The 21,841-nt window shown below is 60.5% G+C and carries 19 protein-coding genes; 5 read left to right on the top strand and 14 right to left on the bottom strand.

The window, feature by feature from the left end; translation table 11 throughout:
* Nucleotides 1-5: 5 nt before the first annotated feature.
* The 5 genes from LAB08_RS26820 to leuS all read right to left on the bottom strand — a co-directional run bounded on the left by LAB08_RS26820 (nt 6) and on the right by leuS (nt 6,166).
* Nucleotides 6-1,328, bottom strand: coding sequence for a lytic murein transglycosylase (locus LAB08_RS26820; protein ID WP_096514904.1), 1,323 nt, complete (start codon nt 1,326-1,328; stop codon nt 6-8).
* Nucleotides 1,329-1,391: 63 nt separating this feature from the next.
* Nucleotides 1,392-1,556, bottom strand: coding sequence for an alternative ribosome rescue factor ArfA (gene arfA, locus LAB08_RS26815; RefSeq protein ID WP_003176285.1), 165 nt, complete (start codon nt 1,554-1,556; stop codon nt 1,392-1,394).
* Between the two features lie 232 nt (nt 1,557-1,788).
* On the bottom strand, nt 1,789-2,826 hold the full coding sequence (holA, locus tag LAB08_RS26810) for a DNA polymerase III subunit delta (RefSeq protein ID WP_096514906.1): 1,038 nt from the start codon (nt 2,824-2,826) through the stop codon (nt 1,789-1,791).
* Between the two features lie 39 nt (nt 2,827-2,865).
* Nucleotides 2,866-3,471, bottom strand: coding sequence for an LPS-assembly lipoprotein LptE (locus tag LAB08_RS26805; protein ID WP_096515640.1), 606 nt, complete (start codon nt 3,469-3,471; stop codon nt 2,866-2,868).
* Between the two features lie 88 nt (nt 3,472-3,559).
* Nucleotides 3,560-6,166 (bottom strand): leucine--tRNA ligase, encoded by a 2,607-nt coding sequence (gene leuS / locus LAB08_RS26800; RefSeq protein ID WP_096514908.1) that lies wholly within the window; start codon nt 6,164-6,166, stop codon nt 3,560-3,562.
* A gap of 280 nt (nt 6,167-6,446) precedes the next feature.
* Here leuS and LAB08_RS26795 point away from each other — a divergent pair, with 280 nt between their 5' ends.
* A complete protein-coding gene (locus LAB08_RS26795) occupies nt 6,447-6,767 on the top strand; it encodes a hypothetical protein (RefSeq protein WP_096514910.1) in 321 nt (106 codons plus the stop codon).
* 105 nt (nt 6,768-6,872) lie between these two features.
* Nucleotides 6,873-7,634, top strand: a complete 762-nt coding sequence (locus tag LAB08_RS26790) for a YdcF family protein (protein WP_096514912.1) — start codon at nt 6,873-6,875, stop codon at nt 7,632-7,634.
* 108 nt (nt 7,635-7,742) lie between these two features.
* Here the strand turns inward: LAB08_RS26790 and lnt are convergent, their stop codons facing one another.
* From lnt to miaB, 5 genes are all read right to left on the bottom strand, one after another.
* A complete protein-coding gene (lnt, locus tag LAB08_RS26785; protein ID WP_096514914.1) occupies nt 7,743-9,266 on the bottom strand; it encodes an apolipoprotein N-acyltransferase in 1,524 nt (507 codons plus the stop codon).
* 15 nt (nt 9,267-9,281) lie between these two features.
* On the bottom strand, nt 9,282-10,121 hold the full coding sequence (locus LAB08_RS26780; protein ID WP_096514916.1) for a CorC family transporter: 840 nt from the start codon (nt 10,119-10,121) through the stop codon (nt 9,282-9,284).
* A gap of 5 nt (nt 10,122-10,126) precedes the next feature.
* On the bottom strand, nt 10,127-10,621 hold the full coding sequence (ybeY, locus tag LAB08_RS26775) for an rRNA maturation RNase YbeY (RefSeq protein WP_096514918.1): 495 nt from the start codon (nt 10,619-10,621) through the stop codon (nt 10,127-10,129).
* Nucleotides 10,614-11,618, bottom strand: a complete 1,005-nt coding sequence (locus LAB08_RS26770; RefSeq protein WP_096514920.1) for a PhoH family protein — start codon at nt 11,616-11,618, stop codon at nt 10,614-10,616. Before LAB08_RS26770 ends, ybeY begins: the two co-directional genes overlap by 8 nt.
* A gap of 187 nt (nt 11,619-11,805) precedes the next feature.
* Nucleotides 11,806-13,134: a tRNA (N6-isopentenyl adenosine(37)-C2)-methylthiotransferase MiaB gene (miaB, locus tag LAB08_RS26765; protein ID WP_096514922.1), complete on the bottom strand. Its 1,329-nt coding sequence runs from the start codon at nt 13,132-13,134 to the stop codon at nt 11,806-11,808.
* 134 nt (nt 13,135-13,268) lie between these two features.
* Between miaB and LAB08_RS26760 the strand changes: the two genes are divergently transcribed.
* Nucleotides 13,269-13,598: a DUF1820 family protein gene (locus tag LAB08_RS26760; RefSeq protein WP_003185742.1), complete on the top strand. Its 330-nt coding sequence runs from the start codon at nt 13,269-13,271 to the stop codon at nt 13,596-13,598.
* A gap of 113 nt (nt 13,599-13,711) precedes the next feature.
* On the opposite strand, the gene LAB08_RS26755 is transcribed toward LAB08_RS26760, so the two are convergent.
* The 4 genes from LAB08_RS26755 to LAB08_RS26740 all read right to left on the bottom strand — a co-directional run bounded on the left by LAB08_RS26755 (nt 13,712) and on the right by LAB08_RS26740 (nt 17,225).
* The gene (locus LAB08_RS26755; protein ID WP_096514924.1) at nt 13,712-14,266 is read right to left on the bottom strand and encodes a tetratricopeptide repeat protein; all 555 of its coding nucleotides are present in this window, start codon (nt 14,264-14,266) and stop codon (nt 13,712-13,714) included.
* A 225-nt stretch (nt 14,267-14,491) separates the two neighbouring features.
* Nucleotides 14,492-15,775 carry a glutamate-1-semialdehyde 2,1-aminomutase gene (hemL, locus tag LAB08_RS26750; protein WP_096514926.1) on the bottom strand — a complete coding sequence of 428 codons (1,284 nt, stop codon included), beginning with the start codon at nt 15,773-15,775 and terminating at the stop codon, nt 14,492-14,494.
* 10 nt (nt 15,776-15,785) lie between these two features.
* Nucleotides 15,786-16,409 carry a thiamine phosphate synthase gene (gene thiE / locus LAB08_RS26745; protein ID WP_096514928.1) on the bottom strand — a complete coding sequence of 208 codons (624 nt, stop codon included), beginning with the start codon at nt 16,407-16,409 and terminating at the stop codon, nt 15,786-15,788.
* An 18-nt stretch (nt 16,410-16,427) separates the two neighbouring features.
* Complete coding sequence (locus tag LAB08_RS26740; protein WP_095197261.1) at nt 16,428-17,225, bottom strand: hydroxymethylpyrimidine/phosphomethylpyrimidine kinase; 798 nt, start codon at nt 17,223-17,225, stop codon at nt 16,428-16,430.
* Between the two features lie 389 nt (nt 17,226-17,614).
* Here LAB08_RS26740 and LAB08_RS26735 point away from each other — a divergent pair, with 389 nt between their 5' ends.
* Nucleotides 17,615-19,999, top strand: coding sequence for a hybrid sensor histidine kinase/response regulator (locus LAB08_RS26735; protein ID WP_096514930.1), 2,385 nt, complete (start codon nt 17,615-17,617; stop codon nt 19,997-19,999).
* A gap of 74 nt (nt 20,000-20,073) precedes the next feature.
* A complete protein-coding gene (locus LAB08_RS26730; RefSeq protein WP_096514932.1) occupies nt 20,074-21,723 on the top strand; it encodes an acyl-CoA dehydrogenase family protein in 1,650 nt (549 codons plus the stop codon).
* Nucleotides 21,724-21,841: the final 118 nt, after the last annotated feature.

Here is a 21,841-nt window from a genome sequence, read left to right as displayed (position 1 = left end):
GCTTCTTAACGGTTACGCAGACCTTCGAGCAACTTGTGCGTCGGATAACCGTCCGCCGGCCAGCCAAACGACTGTTGTGCGCTGCGGATCGCTTTGCGTGTGTTGGCGCCGATAATGCCGTCCGCGGTGCCCGCATCATAGTTCTGCGCACTCAACAGGTTTTGCAGTTCGATACGTTCGGTGCGGCTCAACGGCAAATCATCCTTGGGCCACGTCCCGCTAATCAAGCCTGCCCCGTGGAAGCGTTCGGACAACAGTCCTACCGCCAGTGCGTAGGACGACGAGTTGTTGTACTTGAGGATCGCACGGAAGTTATCGAGTACCAGGAACGCCGGACCGCGATAACCGGCCGGCAGCAGCAACGCCGCAGACAATTGCTCGGAGCCCGCCGGAACCTGGCTGCCGTTGGGCAGCATGACACCGATTTGCCGCCATTCGGCGACGCTCTTGCGAATGGTGCCGTCGGCCAACATATAGTTGAAATTGCCCGGCAGCTGAACTTCGAAGCCCCAGGGTTGGCCTTTCTGCCACCCAGAGCTTTGCAGGTAGTGCGCCGTCGAGGCCAGGGCATCGGTGGAGCTGCCCCAGATATCGCGACGACCATCGCCATCGAAGTCCACGGCGTGGGTGTTATAGGTGGTCGGGATAAATTGGGTCTGGCCCATGGCGCCGGCCCAGGAGCCGAGCATTTTCTCGGGTTCGATATCACCCTGTTGCAGAATCTGCAGCGCGGCGATCAATTGCGCATGGGCGAAAGCCGGACGCCGGCCTTCGTAGGCCAGGGTGGCCAGCGAGTTGATCACTGACTTGTTGCCTTGGAACTGGCCGAAATTACTTTCCATGCCCCACACCGCGACCAATGCCTCGCGGTCGACGCCGTAGCGTTGCTCGATGCTTTGCAGGATGGCGGCGTTCTCGCTGACCAACGACTGACCTTTGCGTACCCGCAGCGGCGACAGGGCGCCGTCGAGGTATTCCCACACCGGCCGGGCGAATTCCGGCTGGCTGCGATCGGCACGAATCACGCTGGGGTCGAAGCTGACATTGGCGAAGGCCCGATCAAACAAATCGGCACGAATACCGGCGGCCAGGGCATCCTTGCGAAAGCCCGCCTGCCATTCGGCAAAGGTCTGGGTCGGCTGGATATCGAGGTTTTCGTCGCTCGGCACCACGGGTGCAACGACGGCAGGGGCGGTGGCGACAGGGGGTGTCTGAAGCGGCTGTGCGTCGGCGGCGGTGGGCTTTTCCGCGCAGGCGACTAGCAAAATGAGGCTGGAGGCAGCGATCAATTGGCGCAGGGGCCAACGACGGGAAAGACTAAGGGGCATGCACGGGTCCAGGGAAAACGAATCAAGTACAGACCTTAACATGTTGAGCGGATGCTTGCCTTTTCAGGCGGCCAGAAAGTAAGAAGCCTCCCAGCTATTAGACTGGAAGGCTTCGCGGCGGTAGCTGCCTTTGCCCTTGCCGGCTCGTTCCTGACGGCTGCGGAACAGTGGCTGGGCGATGATGGATTTGGCCTTGTTTGGGCCATGTTTGGATGGCTTTTTGCTCATGATGGGCTCTCGCGATTGAGTGGGTTTTGCGGGGCAAATCATCTGCTCAAGTGGGGGCTCTGTCTAGTCCCTGCATTGCGTAGGAATGATAAACCGTGGCGAGGGAGCTTGCTCCCGCTCGGCTGCGAAGCAGTCGTAAAACGGGTAAACGCAATTTCTTGAATAAACGCGGTGCGTGGATTGGGGCTGCTTCGCAGCCCAGCGGGAGCAAGCTCCCTCGCCACAAAGAGCCTTACTCGGCGGGCAACGACAACCGCTGGCCAGCCATCAACAGCGTCAACCGGCTCAAGCTCATCCACGGTGACCCGGCTGCCTGCCCCTTGATCTGCGCATCGATGCGCTGTGCTTCGAGCAGCAATTGCGCCCAGCGTTGCGCTGAATAGCGTTGCAGGGCTTTGCTCATCAGCGGTTTGCGCTTGTCCCAAACGGGCGGCCTGGCCTGGCTGAAGGCTTTGTCCAGCGGCGTGCCTTGGCTGTATTGCAGGGAAATATTGGCCAGCAGACGCAGCTCCCTGGCCAGGGCCCAGAGAATCACCGGTGGTTCGACACCTTCACCGCGCAACCCTTCGAGCATGCGCAGCGCGTGGGCGGCTTCACCGTTGAGAATCGCATCGGTCAGTCCGAAGACATCGAAGCGCGCGCTGTCAGCCACCGCAGCCTGCACGGTTTCGACAGTGATCTGACCTTCTTCGGCCATCAGCTTGAGCTTTTCGATTTCCTGGGCGGCAGCCAACAGGTTGCCCTCGACCCGGGCGGCGATCAGTTCGACGGCATCCTGTGTGGCGGACAGTCCGGCCTGGGACAAACGTTGGCGGATCCAGCTCGGCAGCTGGCTGACATCCACCGGCCATATTTGCACGAACTGTGTCTGCTGGCCTTCGACCAGCGCCTTGCCCCACTTGGTTTTCTGCGCGCTGCCATCGAGCTTTGGCAGGCTGATCAGCAACACCGTGTCTTCGGCCGGTCGCGAGCAGTATTCAATGAGCGCGGCGGCACCTTTGTCACCCGGTTTGCCAGAGGGCAGGCGCAGTTCAAGCAAGCGCTTCTCAGCGAACAGCGACATGCTGGCACCGGCCTGCAGCAACGTACCCCAGTCGAAACTGGCGTCGGCGGCAAAAACCTGGCGCTCATCGAAGCCCTGCTGACGGGCAGCGGCGCGGATGGCGTCGGCGGCTTCCTGACACAGCAAGGGGTCATCGCCACTGATCACGTAGACCGGCGCGAGGGCACCTTGCAGGTGTTTGCCGAGTTGGGCGGGAGCGAGCTTCATAAGAGAGGGCGAACGGGGCGCCTGAACGCCCCGTAAGTCTTACTGCCGCGGCAGTTCGATAGGCGACTGACGCGGTGTATCCGCTTCAGCCTTGCGCGCCGCTTCCAGTGCCGCGGCATCTGCCTTGGCTTTGGCCTCGGCAGTCTGCTGCAACTGCTCCAATTGAGTTGGAGTGATCTGTTGCAGGCGCAGCATCATGCGCTGTACCAGCTCGCGACGCATTTCCCGGCGGGCATCGGCAGCCTCCTGGTCGGAACCCACCAGGTTGTTGCCGTCATGAATGAAGACCTTCCCGACTTCAAGCTTGTCGGCCATCAGCGTCAGGTTGCCGTGGCTGAGGATGCTGTAGTTAAGCACGGTGTTCATTTGATATTCGCCAGTACGACCGGCACCCGCGTAGCTGAGGATACGCTGGGTTTCCTGCTCATCCGTCAGCACAAGCTTGTACGGTGCACCGGTATAGACCTTGACGCCGCTGCTATCGAGTACCTGACGCAGTTGCGTCACGGTTTCGCCATAGGCGTTGCGGGCGCTCAGGTCGATTTCCTTGATCGCCAGTTCGGTGGTGCCGGTGCCGCGCAGCTGGAAACCGCAGGCGCTCAGCAGGACCGCAAGGCCCATCACCAGCAAGTTGCGTTTGATCATTGTGTTGCTCCCCTTGAAACCATGTGGGCCGCTCTTGCGGCCCGAAAGGTTTGACGCGGCGCCAGGCATGACCTGGCGCCTGATCCCATTAACTGGCGACGATGTTGACCAGTTTCCCGGGTACCACAATCACTTTGCGAATGGTCAGACCGTCCACGAAACGCAGCACGTTCTCGTTGGCCCGTGCGGCGGCTTCGACTTCTTCGCGGCTGGCGCTGGCCGGCATTTCGATGTGGCCGCGCAGCTTGCCGTTGACCTGGATCACCAGCTGCAGGCTGTCCTGCACCAGTGCGCTTTCGTCCAGCACTGGCCAGGCGGCGTCGATCACCGGATCGGCGTGACCCAGTCGGCTCCACAGTTCGTGGCTGATGTGCGGGGTGATCGGTGCCAGCAGCAACGTCACGGTTTCCAGGCCTTCCTGAACCAGTGCGCGATCCTGTTCGGTGCTCTGTGCGGCTTTTTCCAGCACGTTCATCAGCGTCATCACCTGGGCGATGGCGGTGTTGAACTTGTGGTTCTGGCCGACGTCGTGGCTGGCTTGCTTGATGGCCTGGTGGATCGAGCGGCGAATGGCTTTCTGCTCGTCGTTCAGGCCGGCAACGTCCAGTTTGCCCGGCAGGCCCTGAGTGACGTGCGCTTGAGCCAGGCGCCAGACGCGCTTGAGGAAACGGTGCGAACCTTCCACACCGGAGTCGGACCATTCCGCGCTCATGTCAGGTGGCGAGGCGAACATCATGAACAGGCGGCAGGTATCAGCACCGAACTGGTCGATCATCGACTGTGGGTCGACGCCGTTGTTCTTCGACTTGGCCATCTTCTCGGTGCCGCCGATTTCAACCGGCAGGCCGTCTGCGATCAGCTTGGCGCTGATGACCTTGGCCTTGCTGTCGCGCTCGAGTTCGACGTCCGCCGGGTTGAACCAGGTGTAGGCACCATTGGCTTCGCGACGATAGTAAGTCTCGGCGATCACCATGCCCTGGGTCAGCAGGTTCTTGAAGGGCTCGTTGGAGCTCACCAGGCCTTCGTCACGCATCAGTTTGTGGAAGAAACGTGCGTAAAGCAGGTGAAGAATGGCGTGTTCGATGCCGCCGATGTATTGGTCCACCGGCAACCAGTGGTCGGCTGCCGATTTTTCTACCAGGCCGCCTTCATAGCGCGGCGAGGCATAGCGTGCGTAGTACCAGGAGGACTCGACGAAGGTGTCCATGGTGTCGGTTTCACGCTTGGCAGGCTGGCCGCACTTCGGGCAGCTGCATTCGTAGAACTCGGGCATGCGCGCCAGTGGCGAACCGGCGCCATCGGGCACGACGTCTTCCGGCAGCACGACCGGCAGTTGATCTTCCGGCACCGGCACGTCACCGCAGGTTTTGCAGTGGATGATCGGGATCGGGCAGCCCCAGTAGCGTTGACGGCTGATGCCCCAGTCGCGCAAGCGGAACTGGGTGCGAGAAGCGCCAAGGTTCTTCTTGATCAGCGCCACTTCGATGGCGTCGAAAGCGCCGGCGAAGTCGAGGCCGTCGAATTCGCCGGAGTTGATCAGCGTACCGTGTTCGCCGTAGGCGTCCTGCCACGGTGCCGGGTTGGTCTCACCGGAGCTGGTGCGTACCACGGACTTGACCGGCAGGTTGTATTTGGTGGCGAATTCGAAATCACGCTCATCGTGCGCCGGAACCGCCATGACCGCGCCGTCGCCGTAGTGCATCAGCACGTAGTTGGCGACCCATACCGGCAGCTTTTCGCCGGTCAGCGGGTGCTCGACGAACAGGCCGGTCGGCAGGCCTTTTTTCTCCTGGGTGGCGACGTCGGCTTCGGCGACGCTGCCGCTTTTGCATTCGGCGATGAACGCTTGCAGCTCAGGATTGTTCCGGGCAGCCAGGGTGGCCAGGTGGTGTTCGGCGGCCACGGCGACGTAGGTCGCGCCCATCAGGGTATCCGGACGGGTGGTGAAAACCTTCATCGTGCCGGTTTCGCCAATGGAATCGACGTTGTACGGGAATTGCACTTCCATACCGCGGGACTTGCCGATCCAGTTGCGCTGCATGGTCTTGACCTGTTCAGGCCAGCCAGTCAACTCGTCGAGGCTCTCCAGCAGTTCATCCGCGTAGGCGGTGATCTTGAAGTAGTACATCGGAATTTCGCGCTTTTCGATCAGCGCGCCGGAACGCCAGCCGCGTCCGTCGATCACCTGCTCGTTGGCCAGAACGGTCTGGTCGACCGGGTCCCAGTTCACGGTGCCGCTTTTTTTGTAGATCACGCCTTTTTCGAACAGGCGAGTGAACAGCCATTGTTCCCAGCGGTAGTAGTCAGGCTTGCAGGTGGTCACTTCGCGCGACCAGTCCACCGCCAGGCCCAGGCTGCGCAGCTGGGTTTTCATGTAGGCGATGTTTTCGTAGGTCCACTTGGCGGGCGCTACGTTGTTCTTCATCGCGGCGTTTTCCGCCGGCATGCCGAAGGCGTCCCAACCCATGGGTTGCAGGACGTTCTTGCCTTGCATGCGCTGATAGCGGGAGATCACGTCGCCGATGGTGTAGTTGCGCACGTGCCCCATGTGTAGCTTGCCGCTGGGGTAAGGGAACATCGACAGGCAGTAGTAAGTCTCCTTGCCTGGCTGTTCACTGACTTCAAAGGACTTTTGCTCGTCCCAGAACGACTGGGCGGCGGCTTCGATTTCACGGGGCTGATATTGTTCGTGCATGGCTACTTTTGAACTGAATAGGGGTGGCCTAATCCTCTTCAATGCAACGCTGGACGATGAAGGCGCCAATTCGGCGTTTCGGTGTCCAGGCGAGCTGGAAGTGGAGTTACAGGAAGCGTCGTAGCATACATGACCGCACTCTACCGAGGGAAACCCTGATTACTGCCACGCGTCTCGCCAAAACCGCTGCGAGGGCCGTTGGTCGCGGCGTTCAGCCGGTTTGTGCATGGAGGCTAAGCTCTAACTGGGGAGTAGGTCTTATCTTCCAATGAGGTGAGGGATGGTTGAGTCACGGCAAAAAGCTACAAAACCGGAGCTGTACGAAAGACTGATCGATCGTCTGGGCATGGCCCTGGAAGCGGCAAAAACCGCTGGTCGGCTGCGCGACGAACGCCCACTGGAACTGGAGCTGCGCGGCCTGAGCCCCGCAGAGTTTGCTCTGGTCAAGGCGTATCTGGATCGCAGTGAACGTGAGACGCACGGATGCTTGTCTGAAGCAGTGAAGCAACTCGACGCACCACGTTCGGCCAAGATCATCTGGCTCAAGGACAAGGCACCCGGCAGAGACGCGGTAAAGGTCCGGTCGCTGCAGTGCAAATAGGGCACAGAGCCATGCTCCATGATTTTCTGAAGCATAGTCCTTCCGTATTGATTGTCGCATTGTGTCATTCCACATAGGCTTCGGGCATCTTCAAGGGGATGCCTGATGCCTTTTCGTTATTTCGTGAAACAACTTCTCTTGCCGCCAGGCATTCTGTTGCTGCTGCTTTTGCTTGCCTGGTGCTTGCGCCGCTCAAGGCCACGGCTCGCCAGCTTCTGCTTTGCCCTCGGGTTGGGCGGTTTCTGGCTGATGAGCCTGCCAGTCGTGGTGCAATGGAGCGCCTCACTACTGGAGCGTGAACCGCCGCTGGCGCTCGAGGAGTGGGTGACGTTGGGGCAGCGCGCGGATGCAATCGTGGTGTTGGGATCGGGCCGCGAGCGGGGCGATCTGGCGTGGGGTGAAGATCAGCCAACGGGCGTAGGCCTGGAACGTCAGCGCTATGCAGCACGTCTGGCCAAGGCCTCGGGCTTACCGATTCTGACCAGTGGCGGCCTGCATTACGGCACTCCGCCGACTGAAGCAAAATTGATGGCTGACTCGTTGCACGATGATTTCGGTGTGACCGTGCGTTGGCAGGAAGGGCGCAGCCGTACGACCTGGGAGAATGCGCAGCTCAGTGCCGAGGTGTTATTGCCCGCAGGCATCAAGCGTGTGGTGCTCGTGACCCAGGCCTGGCACATGCCGCGAGCGGTCTGGAGTTTTCGCAAGGCCGGGTTTGAAGTGGTGCCTGCGCCGATGGGATTTCTGGGTACCGACGACAACGGCAAGCCGCTGGGCGGCTGGATGCCGGAAATCAACGCGATCTGGCGTAGCGGGCAGTTGATAAACGAGGCGGTGGGACAGGTGGGGTATTCGTTGTTTTATTGATAATCCAATGATTACGGTCTTTCTGCAGGAGCCGGCTTGCCGGCGAAAACGGTGGCGCCTTCGCTGCGGTGCGGCGATCCGACAAGCCAGCTCCTGCAAATCATCGGTTCAGACGGTTTTGGCCATCCGGTTCGCCACCAGCGCCCAGCCAAACAACAACACGCAGACAATGATCAATGGCCACGAACGCCATTGCAGGTAAGGCGTCAGGTTGTGCATTGGCACGACGTCACCGTACAGGATGCCGCGTTCGAATTGCGGGATCTGCGCCGTGATCTGGCCGAACGGGTTGATCAGGCCGGTGACGCCGTTATTGGTGGCCCGGATCATCCAGCGGCCGGCCTCCAATGCGCGCATCTGTGCCATTTGCAAATGTTGCAATGGACCGATGGACGTACCAAACCAGGTGTCATTACTGATGGTCAGCAGCAGTTCGCTTTGTGCGGCGAGGCCGGCGGCAAACTCCGGATACACCACTTCGTAGCAGATGAACGGTGCGATCTGGTAGCCCTTGGCTTGCAACATGGCCTGATCGGCGGGGCCGCGAGCGAAGTCCGACATTGGCAGGTCGAAGAACGCAATCAATCCCCGCAACACATCTTGCAGTGGAACGTACTCGCCGAACGGCACCAGCTTCTGTTTGAGGTAGGTGCCATCGCCTTCACCCACTACGGTTATGCCGTTGAAGAAGCGTTTCTCATGACGAACGACTTCCCTTATCGGTACGCCGGTAATCATTGCCGAATCCCGTTCGGCGGCGAATTTGCCCATCATGTCCAGGTAGCCTTCAGCTGACTCCTTGAGCACCGGGATCGCGGTTTCCGGCCAGATCAACAGGTCTACACGCTTGGAGCTGAAGCTCATGTCGCGGTACAGCGCCAACTGGGCATTGAGCTGCGCCGGGTCCCATTTCATGCTCTGTTCGATGTTGCCCTGAATGGCCGCGACGCTCAGCGGCGCGCCCGCCGGGCTGGTCCATGCATGATGCTTGAGCGCCATGCCGGCCACCCATGGACCGACCAGCAACAGGGCACCAAGCGCGATGAAACCTTTACGGCCGCTACGGACCAGGCGCAAACCGTTGTAAATCAGTGCGGCGGTCAGGGCCAGCGTGAAGGAAATCAGCCACATGCCGCCGACGGGGGCAAGCCCGGTCAAGGGGCCGTCGAGCTGGCTGTAACCGGAATAAAGCCATGGGAAACCGGTCAGAAACCAGCCACGGAACGCTTCCTGGCCAACCCACAGCGCCGCGAAAGCCAGGGCATCGGCCAGCGGCGCTTCGTTGCGCCGTAGCCAGCGCGCCCAGAGCCAGGCCGGGAGGGCGAAGAACCAGGCAATCGCCGCGGTGAATATCAGCATCAGGAACCCGGCCAGCAGGACCGAGGCGCCGCCGAAATGGTGGATGCTGTAGTAGATCCAGCTGGTCCCGGCGCCGAACAGGCCGAAGCCGAAGCACCAGCCACGACCCAGGGCCTGGCGCGGGCTCAGTTCACGCAGGCCGGCATAGAACAACCCGACGGCCAGCAAGGCCAGTGGCCAGATGTCAAACGGCGCCAGGGCCAGGGTGGTGATTGCACCGGCCGCCACGGCCAGCAGGTTACCGGGCCAGCCGGGGCGGGTTATCCAGCGCATTTCAATCCTTAGTTTTTACCGGGCGATAGGCGTCAGGCGCAGCAAATGAATTCGGCGACTGTCCGCATTGAGGATGCGGAAACGATAGGTGCCGATTTCAGTGATTTCGTTACGCTTTGGCAGGTGTCCGAATGCGCTCATCACCAGGCCGCCAACGGTGTCGAACTCATCGTCGGAGAATTCGCTGTCGAAGAACTCGTTGAAGTTTTCGATCGGCGTCAGGGCCTTGATCAGGAAATCACCGCTGGGCAGCGGCTTGATGTAGCTGTCTTCTTCGACGTCGTGCTCGTCTTCGATGTCGCCGACGATCTGCTCCAGCACGTCTTCAATGGTCACCAGGCCTGCCACGCCGCCGTACTCGTCGATGACGATGGCCATGTGGTTGTGGTTGGCGCGGAACTCGCGCAGCAATACGTTTAGGCGCTTGGATTCCGGCACGAAGGTGGCCGGGCGCAGCAGATCCTTGATGTTGAAGTGGTCGCCGTTCTCCTTGAGGATCAGCGGCAGCAAGTCCTTGGCCAGCAACACGCCCATCACGTCATCGTGGCTTTCGCCGATCACCGGGTAGCGGGAGTGGGCCGAGTCGACGACGGCAGGCAGGAACTCGCGGGGTGTCTGGGTCGCCTTGATGCTGATCATCTGCGAGCGCGGGACCATGATGTCCCGTACCTGCAGGTCAGCCACCTGGATGGCACCTTCGACGATGGCCAGCGCTTCGCTGTCCAGCAGTTTGTTCTGGTGTGCATCGCGCAGCAGCTCCAGCAGCTCCTGGCGGTTCTTCGGCTCGTGGGCAAAAGCCTGGGTGATTTTACCCAGCCAGGACTTCTGCCCGTTGCTCGATCGATCTTCGCTCATAGCGATTACTCTGAATCCTTTGTTGTGGCGGTTGGGGAGGTTTCGGTTTCGTCGTCCGCGTACGGATCGGGATAGCCCAGTTCTGCAAGCAATGCCCGTTCCAGTGCTTCCATTTCTTCGGCTTCGTCATCATCTATGTGGTCGTAACCGAGTAGATGCAAGCAGCCGTGAATCACCAGGTGCGCCCAATGGGCCTTGAGTTCCTTGCCCTGTTCGGCAGCTTCGCGCTCGACCACGGCGACGCAGATCACCAGGTCGCCCAGCAACGGGATGTCGAGAAACTCGTCCGGCACATCGGCCGGGAATGACAATACGTTAGTGGCATAATCCTTCTGCCGCCAGGTGTGGTTCAGCTCGCGGCCTTCGGCTTCGTCGACCAGTCGAATGGTCATTTCGGAGTCGGCGGTGCGCTGGCGCAGGGCCAATTCACACCACTGGCGGAAATCGGCTTCGCTAGGGGCGGGTGCTTCGGTCGCGATTTGCAGGTCAAGCTCAAGCATCGCGGCGGTTGTCCTTTGGCGCTTCATCAGCCACACGATTTTCGAAGCGCTCATAGGCTTCGACAATGCGCTGCACCAACGGATGGCGCACGACGTCCTTGGGCTGGAAGTGGGTGAAGCTGATGCCTGGCACGTCTTTCAACACTTCGATCACGTGGTGCAAACCGGACTTGGTGCCTCGTGGCAGGTCGACCTGAGTGATGTCACCGGTGATGACGGCCGTTGAGCCGAAGCCGATCCGGGTCAGGAACATCTTCATTTGCTCGACGGTGGTGTTCTGGCTTTCGTCGAGGATGATGAAACTGTTGTTCAGCGTACGACCACGCATGTAGGCCAGCGGCGCGACTTCGATGACCTGGCGCTCGATCAGCTTGGCCACATGTTCGAAGCCGAGCATTTCGTAGAGCGCATCGTAGAGCGGGCGCAGGTACGGATCGATCTTCTGGGACAGGTCGCCAGGCAGGAAGCCGAGTTTTTCTCCCGCTTCGACCGCCGGGCGCACCAGCAGGATGCGACGGATCTGCTCGCGTTCCAGGGCGTCCACCGCGCAGGCAACGGCCAGATAGGTCTTGCCGGTACCGGCCGGGCCAATGCCGAAGTTGATGTCGTTGCCGAGGATTTCCTTCACGTAGCGCTGCTGATTCACGCCGCGTGGGCGAATCATGCCTTTTTTGGTGCGCAGGGCGACGGAGGCGTCGGCGGGCGAATGGTTGTCCAGCTCCTCGACGGCGGATTCCTGCAGGAACAGGTGAACCATGTCCGGCGACAGCTCGGTACCCTTGGTTTCCCGGTACAGGCGGCGCAGGAGGTTTTCCGCGGAGGTGGTGTGTTTACGCTCGCCGATCAGTTCGAACTGGTTTCCGCGATTGCGGATCTCGATGGTCAGGCGCTGTTCGATCAAGCGCAAGTGCTCGTCGAATTGCCCGCACAGATTGGCGAAACGGCGCGCCTCAAAAGGCTCGAGGATGAAACGATGTGGTTCGATGGGTGCGTTCAAGGTCGTATTTAGCCGCCCTGGGGCAATAGTGATGAAATCAAGGATAACGCCAGTGGCCTGGGTGCGAAAGCTCTTAAATATTCCTGTGGGAGCAAAGCTTGCTCGCGATGAACGATAACGCCATCTGTCCGGCGGACCGCGGCGTGGCAATCGCGAGCAAGCTTTGCTCCTACAGGGTTTTGCGGTGTTACTGGATCAGCGAGCCCCGCAACGAGTGTGGCTGCGCTGCATCGATGCGCACATCGGCGAACTGGCCGATCAAAGTCGGATTGTCGCAGCGGAAGTTGACGATACGGTTATTTTCGGTGCGGCCTTGCAACTCGCCGGGGTCTTTTTTCGAGTAGTCGGTGACCAGGATGCGCTGGATCGAACCGACCATTTGTCGGCTGATTTCGAAACCTTGCTGGTTCAAGCGATGTTGCAGGGCATTCAGGCGCTCTTTTTTCAGTGCTTCCGGCGTGTCATCGGCCAGATCGGCAGCCGGTGTTCCGGGACGCTGGCTGTAGACGAACGAGTAGGAGAAGTCGAAGCCGACGTCCTGGATAAGCTTCATGGTCTGTTCGAAGTCTTTTTCGGTCTCGCCCGGGAAGCCGACGATGAAGTCCGAGCTGATGCAGATACCAGGCACGGCGGCCCGCAGCTTGCGCAGTTTGGATTTGTACTCAAGCGCGGTGTGGTTGCGCTTCATCGCGGCCAGGATCCGGTCCGAACCCGACTGCACCGGCAAGTGCAGGTGTTTCACCAGTTCGGGGACCTCGGCATGGGCCTGGATCAGGCTGTCGGAGAATTCCAGCGGGTGCGAGGTGGTGTAGCGGATGCGGTCGATGCCATCGACGGCCGCGACCACCCGGATCAGCTCGGCCAGATCGGCCAGGCGACCGTCATGGGTGGTGCCGCGATAACCGTTGACGTTCTGCCCCAGCAGCGTCACTTCGCGCACGCCATTTTCGGCCAGGTGAATGATCTCGGCGATCACATCGTCGAACGGACGGCTGACTTCTTCGCCGCGGGTATAGGGCACCACGCAGAAGGTGCAGTACTTGCTGCAACCTTCCATCACCGACACGTAGGCACTCGGGCCGTCGATGCGCGGCTCGGGCAAGTGGTCGAATTTTTCGATTTCCGGGAACGAAACATCGACTTGCGGCAACTTGCTGGTGCGCGCGGCGTCGATCATTTCCGGCAAGCGGTGCAGGGTTTGCGGGCCAAACACCACGTCGACATAGGGCGCGCGATCGCGGATGGCGGCGCCTTCCTGGCTGGCCACGCAACCGCCGACGGCAATCACCATGTCCGGATTGGCCAGTTTCAGTTCGCGCCAGCGGCCGAGCTGCGAGTAGACGCGATCCTGGGCGCGCTCGCGGATCGAGCAGGTGTTGAGCAGGATCACGTCGGCATCTTCTGCCCGAGCAGTGACTTCCAGGGCCTGGTGTTCGCCCAGCAGATCGACCATGCGCGAGCTGTCGTACTCGTTCATCTGGCAACCGTGGGTTTCGATGTAAAGCTTCTTGGCCATGGAAAAGGGTCATCACGTGATTCGAAGAACCGCGCATTATAGGGAACATGTTCCCAGGTTCCTACCGCTGTGCGTCCGGTGGCTATGCTATAGTTCGCGCCCTCATTTTTACCCCGATGTGTTGTCCGCCCGCCATGACCAAACGCGAAGCTCCAATCTACAAGGTGATTTTCCTCAACCAGGGCCAGGTGTTCGAAATGTACGCCAAGCAGATCTATCAGAGCGATCTGTGGGGCTTCCTGGAAGTGGAAGAGTTCGTCTTTGGCGAGCGCACGCAAGTGGTCGTCGATCCGAGCGAAGAGAAGCTCAAGGCGCAATTCGAAGGTGTCGTACGCAGTTTCGTACCGATGCATTCGATCGTGCGCATCGATGAAGTCGAGCGCCTGGGCACCCCGAAAATCAGCGAAGCCCGCGGCGCGGTCGGCAATGTAATGCCGTTTCCGATGCCGATGCCTGAGAAGTAAGGCCCAAGACCGAGTCGCCCCAATCGCGAGCAAGCTTTGCTCCCACAGGAAGGTGTTACGCCTCTGTAGGAGCAAAGCTTGCTCGCGATGGCGTCAGAAAGGCTGGTAAAAAACTAGGGAAGAGGCGAAAAGGGCGTACGCCCATCGGCACTCTGCAGTTCCATCAGGTATTTGCGGAAAATTTGCCCGAGCACCTGGGTGGCGACTTCGAGCTCTTCGCGGGGCATTTTCTCGGTGACTTCGTCGGCGGTGTCCAGCGCATCTTCAGCGCCGTTGACCGCGGCCATTTTCAACAGGATGTACGCCTGGACGTTATTGGCCGGGACGCCTTCGCCGTGGAAGAACATGGTGCCGAGTTTGAACTGCGCCTGGGCATGGCCTTGCAGCGAGGCCTTTTCGAAGTAGCTCAGGGCTTGATTGAGGTCGCGCGGTGCGTTTTTGCCTTCGTAGTAGAACTCACCCAACTCGTATTGCGCTTGCGCATCCCCTTCATCCGACGCTTTCTGACAGGCGGCCAACGCCTGTGCCAGGTCTTGCGGCTGGGTATTGAGGGTGCAGCGACCCATCGCTGGGATTAACAACGAGTTACCGCCTGCTTGTGCGAGCGCGAGCAGGGGCTGAAGGAGCAACAGGCAGCCCAGTGAAAGGGCGCGGCCGGTGCGGTTCATGGGAATCGACTTACCTCTGAAGGGCGCGCGGACCCATCGAGGGGATCCAATAAGCGCGCATTATGAAATAAGCAGGGCCAACCTTACAAAGTCTTTACTCGTTTTTCTGCTGCACGGGAAATATATCGCCCACTTTGCGGGGGATTATTGGCAGATGAGTAGGAAAAAGCGCTGGGGTGTAGGTGAAAGCTGACGCTGGCGATGGCCAACGTCAGCGCTACTGCATTATTTCAAGGCCGCGAATGCGCGCTCGGCGGCATCCAGGGTCAGTTTCAATTCGGCTTCGCCGTGGGCGATCGAGGTGAAGCCGGCTTCGAACGCGCTCGGTGCCAGGTACACACCCCCTTCCAGCATCAGGTGGAAGAAACGGCCGAACAGGGCCGCGTCACTGGCCATGACGTCATCGAAGGTCACGATGTCGTCGGCACCGCTGAAGTACAGGCCGAACATGCCACCGGCCTGGGTGGTCACGAACGGAATGCCCGCCGCATCGGCACGCACTTGCAGGCCGTCGAGCAGGCGTGTGGTGTAGTCGGTCAATTCGGCGTGGAAGCCCGGACGGCTGATCAGGCGCAGAGTGGTCAGGCCGGCGGCCATTGCCAGCGGGTTACCCGACAGTGTGCCGGCCTGGTAAACCGGGCCGAGCGGAGCAATGCGCGACATGATTTCGCGCTTGCCGCCGAAGCAGCCCACCGGCATACCGCCACCGATGATCTTGCCGAAGGTGGTCAGGTCCGGCGTTACGCCGTAGTGCGCCTGGGCGCCGCCGAGGGCGACACGGAAGCCGGTCATCACTTCGTCGAAGATCAGTACCACGCCATGCTTGTCGCACAAGGTGCGCAAGCCTTCGAGGAAGCCGGGGGCCGGTGGTACGCAGTTCATGTTGCCGGCGACCGGCTCGACGATGATGCACGCCACGTCCTGGCCGACTTCGGCGAGCATGCTTTCAACGGCGTCGATGTCGTTGAACGGCAGGGTCAGGGTGTGTTTGGCGAAGGCCGCCGGTACACCGGCCGAGCTCGGGACGCCTTGAGTCAGTGCGCCGGAGCCGGCCTTGACCAGCAGGCTGTCGGAGTGGCCGTGGTAGCAGCCTTCGAACTTGATGATGCTGTCGCGACCGGTGAAACCACGGGCCAGACGGATCGCGCTCATGGTCGCTTCGGTGCCGGAGCTGACCATGCGCACCATTTCCATCGACGGCACCAGCGAGCAAACCAGATCAGCCATCTGGGTTTCCATCTCGGTCGGTGCGCCGTAGGACAGACCGTGCTCCAGCTGTTTGCGCACGGCGTTCAGCACATCCGGATGGCTGTGGCCGAGGATCATCGGGCCCCAGGACCCGACGTAATCCACATAGCGCTTGTCGTCCTCGTCAGTGACGTAGGCGCCTTCGGCGTGCTTGAAGAACAACGGCGTGCCACCGACGCTCTTGAACGCGCGAACCGGCGAGTTCACGCCACCGGGAATGTGTTTCTGGGCATTGGCAAACAGCGTTTCGGAACGAGACATGATCGGGCTCTCAGACTTTTAATAATTCATTGAATGCACGGGCGCGACGGGTCACCTCAGCCGCGCTCTGGGCGCCAAACAGGCCATGCACCACGGCCAGCAGATCGACGCCGTGAGCCACCAGCGGAGCAGCGTTGTCCAGGGTGATGCCGCCAATCGCGCAGATTGGCAGGTGCAGCTGCTGGCGGGCCTGGTCGAGCAGTTCGAGGCTGCAGGTCGGGGCGCCGGGCTTGGTGTTGGAATTGAAGAAGCGGCCGAAGGCGACGTAACTGGCGCCTTCTTTGGCGGCCTGTTCGGCGAGTTCGAGTTGCGCGTGGCAAGTCGAGCCGATGATGGCCCTGGAGCCGAGCAGCGCACGGGCCGGGGTCAGTGGGCCGTCGGTCTGTCCCAGGTGCACGCCGACGTTCAGGCGTGCGGCCAGTTCAGCGTCATCATTGATGATCAACCGGGTGTTGTAGCGTTCGCACAAATCACGCAAGGCTTCGGCTTCACGCAGACGACGGGCTTCGTCACTGCTCTTGTCGCGGTATTGCAACAGGGTGACGCCGCCTTGCAGCGCCGCCTCCACGTACTCGAGCAATTTACCGTCCAGTAAATGGCTGTCGGTAATGGCGTACAGGCCACGTAATTTCATCGGACAGCCCTCATGGCGTTACGAACAGAAGTCCAGTGGCAGGCGGCGTGGCACGAACTGGCCTTTGCCCAGTTGCTCGGCGTCACGCAGGGTGCGCCACGTGTAGTTAAGCGCGGTCTGAACGGCACTGGCGAGGTTTTCACCTTGTGCCAGACGGCCGGCGAGGGCGCTGGCCAGGGTGCAGCCGGAACCGTGATAGCTGCCGGGCAAGCGCTGGCAGGTGTAGGTTTGGCGCAAGCCATCGCGGCTGTAGAGGCGATTGTGGATTTCAGTTTCGTCACCATGACCGCCGGTAATCAGCAGGTGTTTGACGAACGGCAGGAGTTTTTCAGCGCACTCGTCCGCGGTGCCTTCGGGCAGTTCGGCGAGGATCCGGGCTTCGGGAAGGTTAGGGGTAGCGATGATCGACAGGGGCAGCAGGCGTTCGCGCATGGCGTAGCCGACTTCGTCCTTGCCCAGTCGTCCGCCGCCGCCGGCGCGCAACACGGGGTCGCAGACCACTGGCAAATGCGGGTGCGCCGAAAGCAGTTCGACAACGGTGTCGACCATTTCCAGTGAACCGAGCATGCCCAGTTTGACCGCTGCGACTTCAGAGTCGTTGAGCACGGCATTGGCCTGGGCCAGCACCCACTCACGATCGAGGACGCGGAAATCCGTGACATTGACCGTGTCTTGCACGGTCAGGGCGGTGACGGCCGGAGCCGCATGGCAACCCTGAGCGAGCAGGGCTTCGATATCTGCCTGCAAGCCGGCGCCACCACTTGGGTCGTGGCCGGAGAGACAGAGGACAACGGGGCGAGAGCTGTAGATATTCATGGTGCGCGAGCTTACCACCAGTCGACCGACGAGTCATGACGGTGCCCATAGGAGCAGCCGGTCGACGCTCGATTGCTCGCGATGGTCGTTAATGATGACGCCGGGTTACGGGATAAACGCGGCGACCGTGAATTCATCGTCGGAACGCCGCCCGGAGCAAGCTCGCTCCTACAGACAGGGGTTTGAACGATCAAACAGCTCTATCTCAATAATCTTCGCTGGAACACCCGTGCTAGAGCCTTTGTAGGAAAAATTTCAGTAGTGCTCAATGGCCATCAACGGCTATGCTAGAGTGGATCCAAACCAATAACAGGTAACACCGGTTTACGTCTGCTCAAAGGGAATGGGGGGCTTCCTGACAGAACCGGACAGGCCACGCTGGGGCATAAATGCGCTATTTGCTGATGTTGCTATTGTGTTTGCCCCTCCTGGCGAACGCCGTCGAATTCGATGAGTTCACTCAAAGCCTCCCCCTGGGCCGAACCTTGCAAGTACTTGAAGACGCCGCTGGTCAGGCGACCATCGCGGATGTGCTTGCCCAAGCGGCGGCAGGCAACTTCAAAGCCCACGACAAAGACACCCTCAATGCCGGTTACTCGCGTTCGGTGTTCTGGCTGAAAATCGATTTGCAATACCGTCCGACCAACCCGGCGGCGCAGCGTACCTGGCTGCTCGAACTGGCCTATCCGCCCCTCGATCACCTTGATTTGTACTTGCCCGATGCGGCCGGCAACTATCAATTGGTTCGCCAGACCGGAGATGCCTTGCCGTTCGCCAGTCGCGAGATTCGTCAGAACAACTTCCTGTTCAACCTGGATTTCACCCCCGACCAAACACAAACCGTCTATCTGCGCCTGCAGAGCCAGGGCTCGATACAGGCACCGGTCACGCTATGGTCGAGCACCGCGTACCTCGAAGCACAGCCGGTCAGGCTTTACGTGTTGGGACTGATTTACGGTGTGTTGCTGGGAATGCTGGTTTACAACCTGTTCATCTACCTCAGCGTGCGCGACACCAGCTATCTCTATTACATTTTCTATATCGCCTCGTTCGGTTTGTATCAGCTGTCGGTGAACGGTGCGGCCGTGCAGTACTTCTGGCCGGACAATCCCTGGTGGGCCAACGCGGCGACGCCGTTCTTCATTGGCTGTGCCGGGCTGTTCGGCAGTCAGTTCGCCCGCCGTTTCCTGCAAACGGCCACCCACAGCCGCTGGCTTGACCGTTTATTGCTGGCGTTGGTGGTATTTAGTGCACTGGTGGTCGGGTTATCGCTGATGACCAGTTATGCCCTGGCCCTGCGCCTGGCGACGGCATTGGCGCTGATCTTCACGGTAGTGATTTTTGCCGCGGGCATTTTCGCCTGGCTGCGCGGGCTGCGGGTCGCGCGCTATTTCATCATTGCCTGGTCGGCGTTTTTGCTCGGCGGCATCATCAATACCCTGATGGTGCTGGGTTATCTGCCGAACGTGTTCCTGACCATGTATTCCAGCCAGATCGGTTCGGCCATCGAGGTGGCGCTGCTGTCCCTGGCCCTGGCCGACCGCATCAATGCCATGCGCGAGCAACAGGCACAAACCCTGTTCGACGCGGGACAAAAGCTGGAAGTCCTCAACCAGCAACTGGCGCGCAGTAACCAGCTCAAGGACGAATTCCTCGCGACCCTGACCCATGAATTGCGCACGCCCATGAATGGCGTGATCGGCTCGCTGGAACTGATGCAGACCGTTGAAATGGACCCGGAGCTGGAGCAATACCAGCAAACGGCCGCGGGTTCGGCGCGGGACATGATGCGCATGGTCAACGGCATCCTCACGCTGACCGAATTGCAGGCCGGCAAGCTCAAGGCCTCCCCGTCGACCTTCAGCTTGCGCGGCGTGGTCGACGCATTGCGCATGCAGTTTGACGGCAATGCTTCCAGCAAGTCGCTGGACTTCAAGGTCGACGTGGCCCCCGGCGTGCCGGATCGTTTGCACGGTGACAGTGCCAAGTTGGCGCAATGCCTGGAATGCCTGCTGGATAACGCCATCAAGTTCACCCGGGTCGGTGGGCTGGCGCTGCGGGTGACCGGCAAAACCGTCAACCCTGATCGAATGGCGCTGTCCTTTGCGGTGATCGATACCGGTATCGGTTTCACCGATCTGGGTGAAGCGACGATGTATCAGCGATTCTTTCAGCTCGATGGTTCGATGACCCGCGAGTATGGCGGTCTGGGGGTCGGCCTGGCGATATGCCGGCAACTGGTCGAATTGCTCGGCGGTCGCCTGACGCACCGTTCCGAGCCTGGGCGTGGCAGTCGCTTCCAGCTCGACGTCGAGTTCGAATTCCCGGCGGTCGAGCCCCCGTCAGTGTCCTTCATGACGCGGGACTTCCCACGCCTGCGGTTGCCACAGGATTGCACCGTGCTGTTGGTGGACGACAACAGCATCAATCAATTGGTTATGCGCGGTATGTTGCTGAAGCTCGGGTTCCGGGTGCGCACCGCTGATACCGGTATCGCCGCGCTCGAATTCCTGCAAGGTGAATCCTTTGATGCCGTATTGCTCGATGGTCAGGTGCCGCCGATGGAGGGAGTGTCTGTCTGCTGCCAGATCCGGGAATTGCCAGGCTGTGCCGAGTTGCCGGTGTTCATGATCGCCCAGGGCGTGGATCGAGAGCGCTGTCCCACCGGCGCGCTGATCGATTACCTGAGCAAACCGGTGAAATTCGAAGACTTGCAGGCTGCACTCTATCGTCGGGTGCTCTGTCCGAAGCAGGGCGAAAGCGCCGACAATTAGGCGGATATGACACTTTGATCGGCCAAGGGGCGGTGCTTAACTGAAATCCCTTGGCTGACCAAAGGAGCCCCGTCATGAACCTGCATCAGTTCGCCGAAACCCACGAAGTCACCAACCAGCCGCCTTCACTGGACGGCGCCAACCTGTATCGCATCGATTTGCCTTTGCAGGAATGGTCGCGGCGTTTCGGGGCCGGTTGGGCCGAGTCGCGGATCGAGGCTTATGGCGCATTGGCCGGCGGGCCGCTGATGGAAGCGGGATTCCTGGCCAATCAGAACAAACCGGTATTCAACAGTCACGACCGCTTTGGCCACCGTATCGACCTGGTGGAGTTTCACCCGGCCTATCACCAACTGATGCGCACGGCGATCGAGCATGGCTTGACTTCGCTGCCTTGGGCGCACCCGCAGGACGGCGCCCATGTCGCCCGCGCGTCCATGACGTATTTGCACAGCCAGGCCGAAGCCGGCAGCGGCTGCCCGTTGACCATGACCTTTGCCAGCGTCCCGGCGATGCGCCTGCAACCGGACCTGGCGGATAAATGGCTGCCGAAGATCCTCGCCACCGAATACGACCCGCGCAATTTCGGCATGGCCCACAAGGCGGGTGTCACCATCGGTATGGCCATGACCGAAAAACAGGGCGGCACCGATGTGCGGGCCAATACCACCAAGGCCTATCCGGTGGGGGCCAGCGGCCCTGGCCAGGCTTATGAACTGGTAGGGCACAAGTGGTTCTGTTCGGCACCGATGTGCGATGCCTTCCTGACCCTGGCGCAGACGGATAAAGGTTTGACTTGTTTCCTGCTGCCGCGCCATCGACCGGATGACACGCGCAATCAGTTCTACATCCAGCGCCTGAAGAACAAACTCGGCAACTGCTCCAACGCCTCCAGCGAAGTAGAGTTCCGTGGCGCACTGGCGTGGATGGTCGGCGAAGAAGGCCGAGGCGTTCCGACCATTATCGAGATGGTGGCCATGACCCGTTTCGATTGCATGGTCGGCTCAAGTGCCCTGATGCGCCAGGCACTGACCCAGGCCAGCCATCACTGCGCCCACCGCAAGGTCGGCGGAAAATTGCTCAGCGAACACCCCTTGATGCAGAACGTGCTGGCGGACCTGGCACTGGAAAGCGAAGCGGCGCTGGCCTTGAGCCTGCGCATGGGGCGCGCGCTGGATCATCTGGATGATTCGCAGGAAGCGAAATTCGCCCGGCTGGTGACCGCCGTGGGCAAGTACTGGATCTGCAAACGTGCGCCGGCCATGATCAATGAAGCCGCCGAATGCATGGGCGGTGCCGGTTATGTGGAGGACAGCATCCTGCCAAGGCTTTACCGCGAGGCTCCGGTGAATTCGACGTGGGAGGGCTCCGGCAATGTGCAATGCCTCGACGTGCTGCGGGCCCTGTCGAAGGAGCCGGGTGTGCTGGATGCGTTGTTCAGCGAATTGGGCGACGGCCATGGCGACAAGCGCCTGGCCGCTCACATCAATCAATTGCAGGCGGCGTTCAAGGACACCAGCGACATTCAGTACCGGGCGCGGCAATTGACTGAAGACGTTGCCCTTGGCCTTCAGGCGAAGCTGTTGCTGGAGGCCGGCAACGCAGTGGTGAGTGATGCGTTTATTGCCAGTCGTCTGAGTGGTGGTGGCCGGGTCTACGGTGCGTTGCCGCGTGGGCTGGACGTCGAAGCGATCGTCGCCCGCTCAACACCACAAGGCTTCTGAACGACACCGTTCCACTGTAGGAATGAGCCGGCTCCGGGCGGCGTTCCGACGATAGCGGTCTTTCAGTCACATTGATGTTGAATGTGCCACCGTATTCGCGAGCAGGCTCGCTCCCACA

The sequence above is a fragment of the Pseudomonas izuensis genome (assembly GCF_002356535.2).
Classification (GTDB): Bacteria; Pseudomonadota; Gammaproteobacteria; order Pseudomonadales; family Pseudomonadaceae; genus Aquipseudomonas; species Aquipseudomonas izuensis.
Note: the sequence above shows the minus strand (reverse complement) of the source record. Positions and strands in the feature narration are given on the sequence as shown.

Excerpts from the sequence above, each read along its gene's own strand:
- LAB08_RS26805 (WP_096515640.1), bottom strand. The coding sequence starts at position 3,471 with ATGATCAAACGCAACTTGCTGGTGATGGGCCTTGCGGTCCTGCTGAGC.
- LAB08_RS26735 (WP_096514930.1), top strand. The coding sequence starts at position 17,615 with ATGCGCTATTTGCTGATGTTGCTATTGTGTTTGCCCCTCCTGGCGAAC.
- LAB08_RS26740 (WP_095197261.1), bottom strand. The coding sequence starts at position 17,225 with ATGAATATCTACAGCTCTCGCCCCGTTGTCCTCTGTCTCTCCGGCCAC.
- hemL (WP_096514926.1), bottom strand. The coding sequence starts at position 15,775 with ATGTCTCGTTCCGAAACGCTGTTTGCCAATGCCCAGAAACACATTCCC.
- lnt (WP_096514914.1), bottom strand. The coding sequence starts at position 9,266 with ATGCGCTGGATAACCCGCCCCGGCTGGCCCGGTAACCTGCTGGCCGTG.
- LAB08_RS26790 (WP_096514912.1), top strand. The coding sequence starts at position 6,873 with ATGCCTTTTCGTTATTTCGTGAAACAACTTCTCTTGCCGCCAGGCATT.
- leuS (WP_096514908.1), bottom strand. The coding sequence starts at position 6,166 with ATGCACGAACAATATCAGCCCCGTGAAATCGAAGCCGCCGCCCAGTCG.
- LAB08_RS26780 (WP_096514916.1), bottom strand. The coding sequence starts at position 10,121 with ATGAGCGAAGATCGATCGAGCAACGGGCAGAAGTCCTGGCTGGGTAAA.
- ybeY (WP_096514918.1), bottom strand. The coding sequence starts at position 10,621 with ATGCTTGAGCTTGACCTGCAAATCGCGACCGAAGCACCCGCCCCTAGC.
- LAB08_RS26820 (WP_096514904.1), bottom strand. The coding sequence starts at position 1,328 with ATGCCCCTTAGTCTTTCCCGTCGTTGGCCCCTGCGCCAATTGATCGCT.
- arfA (WP_003176285.1), bottom strand. The coding sequence starts at position 1,556 with ATGAGCAAAAAGCCATCCAAACATGGCCCAAACAAGGCCAAATCCATC.
- miaB (WP_096514922.1), bottom strand. The coding sequence starts at position 13,134 with ATGGCCAAGAAGCTTTACATCGAAACCCACGGTTGCCAGATGAACGAG.
- holA (WP_096514906.1), bottom strand. The coding sequence starts at position 2,826 with ATGAAGCTCGCTCCCGCCCAACTCGGCAAACACCTGCAAGGTGCCCTC.
- LAB08_RS26760 (WP_003185742.1), top strand. The coding sequence starts at position 13,269 with ATGACCAAACGCGAAGCTCCAATCTACAAGGTGATTTTCCTCAACCAG.
- LAB08_RS26730 (WP_096514932.1), top strand. The coding sequence starts at position 20,074 with ATGAACCTGCATCAGTTCGCCGAAACCCACGAAGTCACCAACCAGCCG.
- LAB08_RS26755 (WP_096514924.1), bottom strand. The coding sequence starts at position 14,266 with ATGAACCGCACCGGCCGCGCCCTTTCACTGGGCTGCCTGTTGCTCCTT.
- thiE (WP_096514928.1), bottom strand. The coding sequence starts at position 16,409 with ATGAAATTACGTGGCCTGTACGCCATTACCGACAGCCATTTACTGGAC.
- LAB08_RS26795 (WP_096514910.1), top strand. The coding sequence starts at position 6,447 with ATGGTTGAGTCACGGCAAAAAGCTACAAAACCGGAGCTGTACGAAAGA.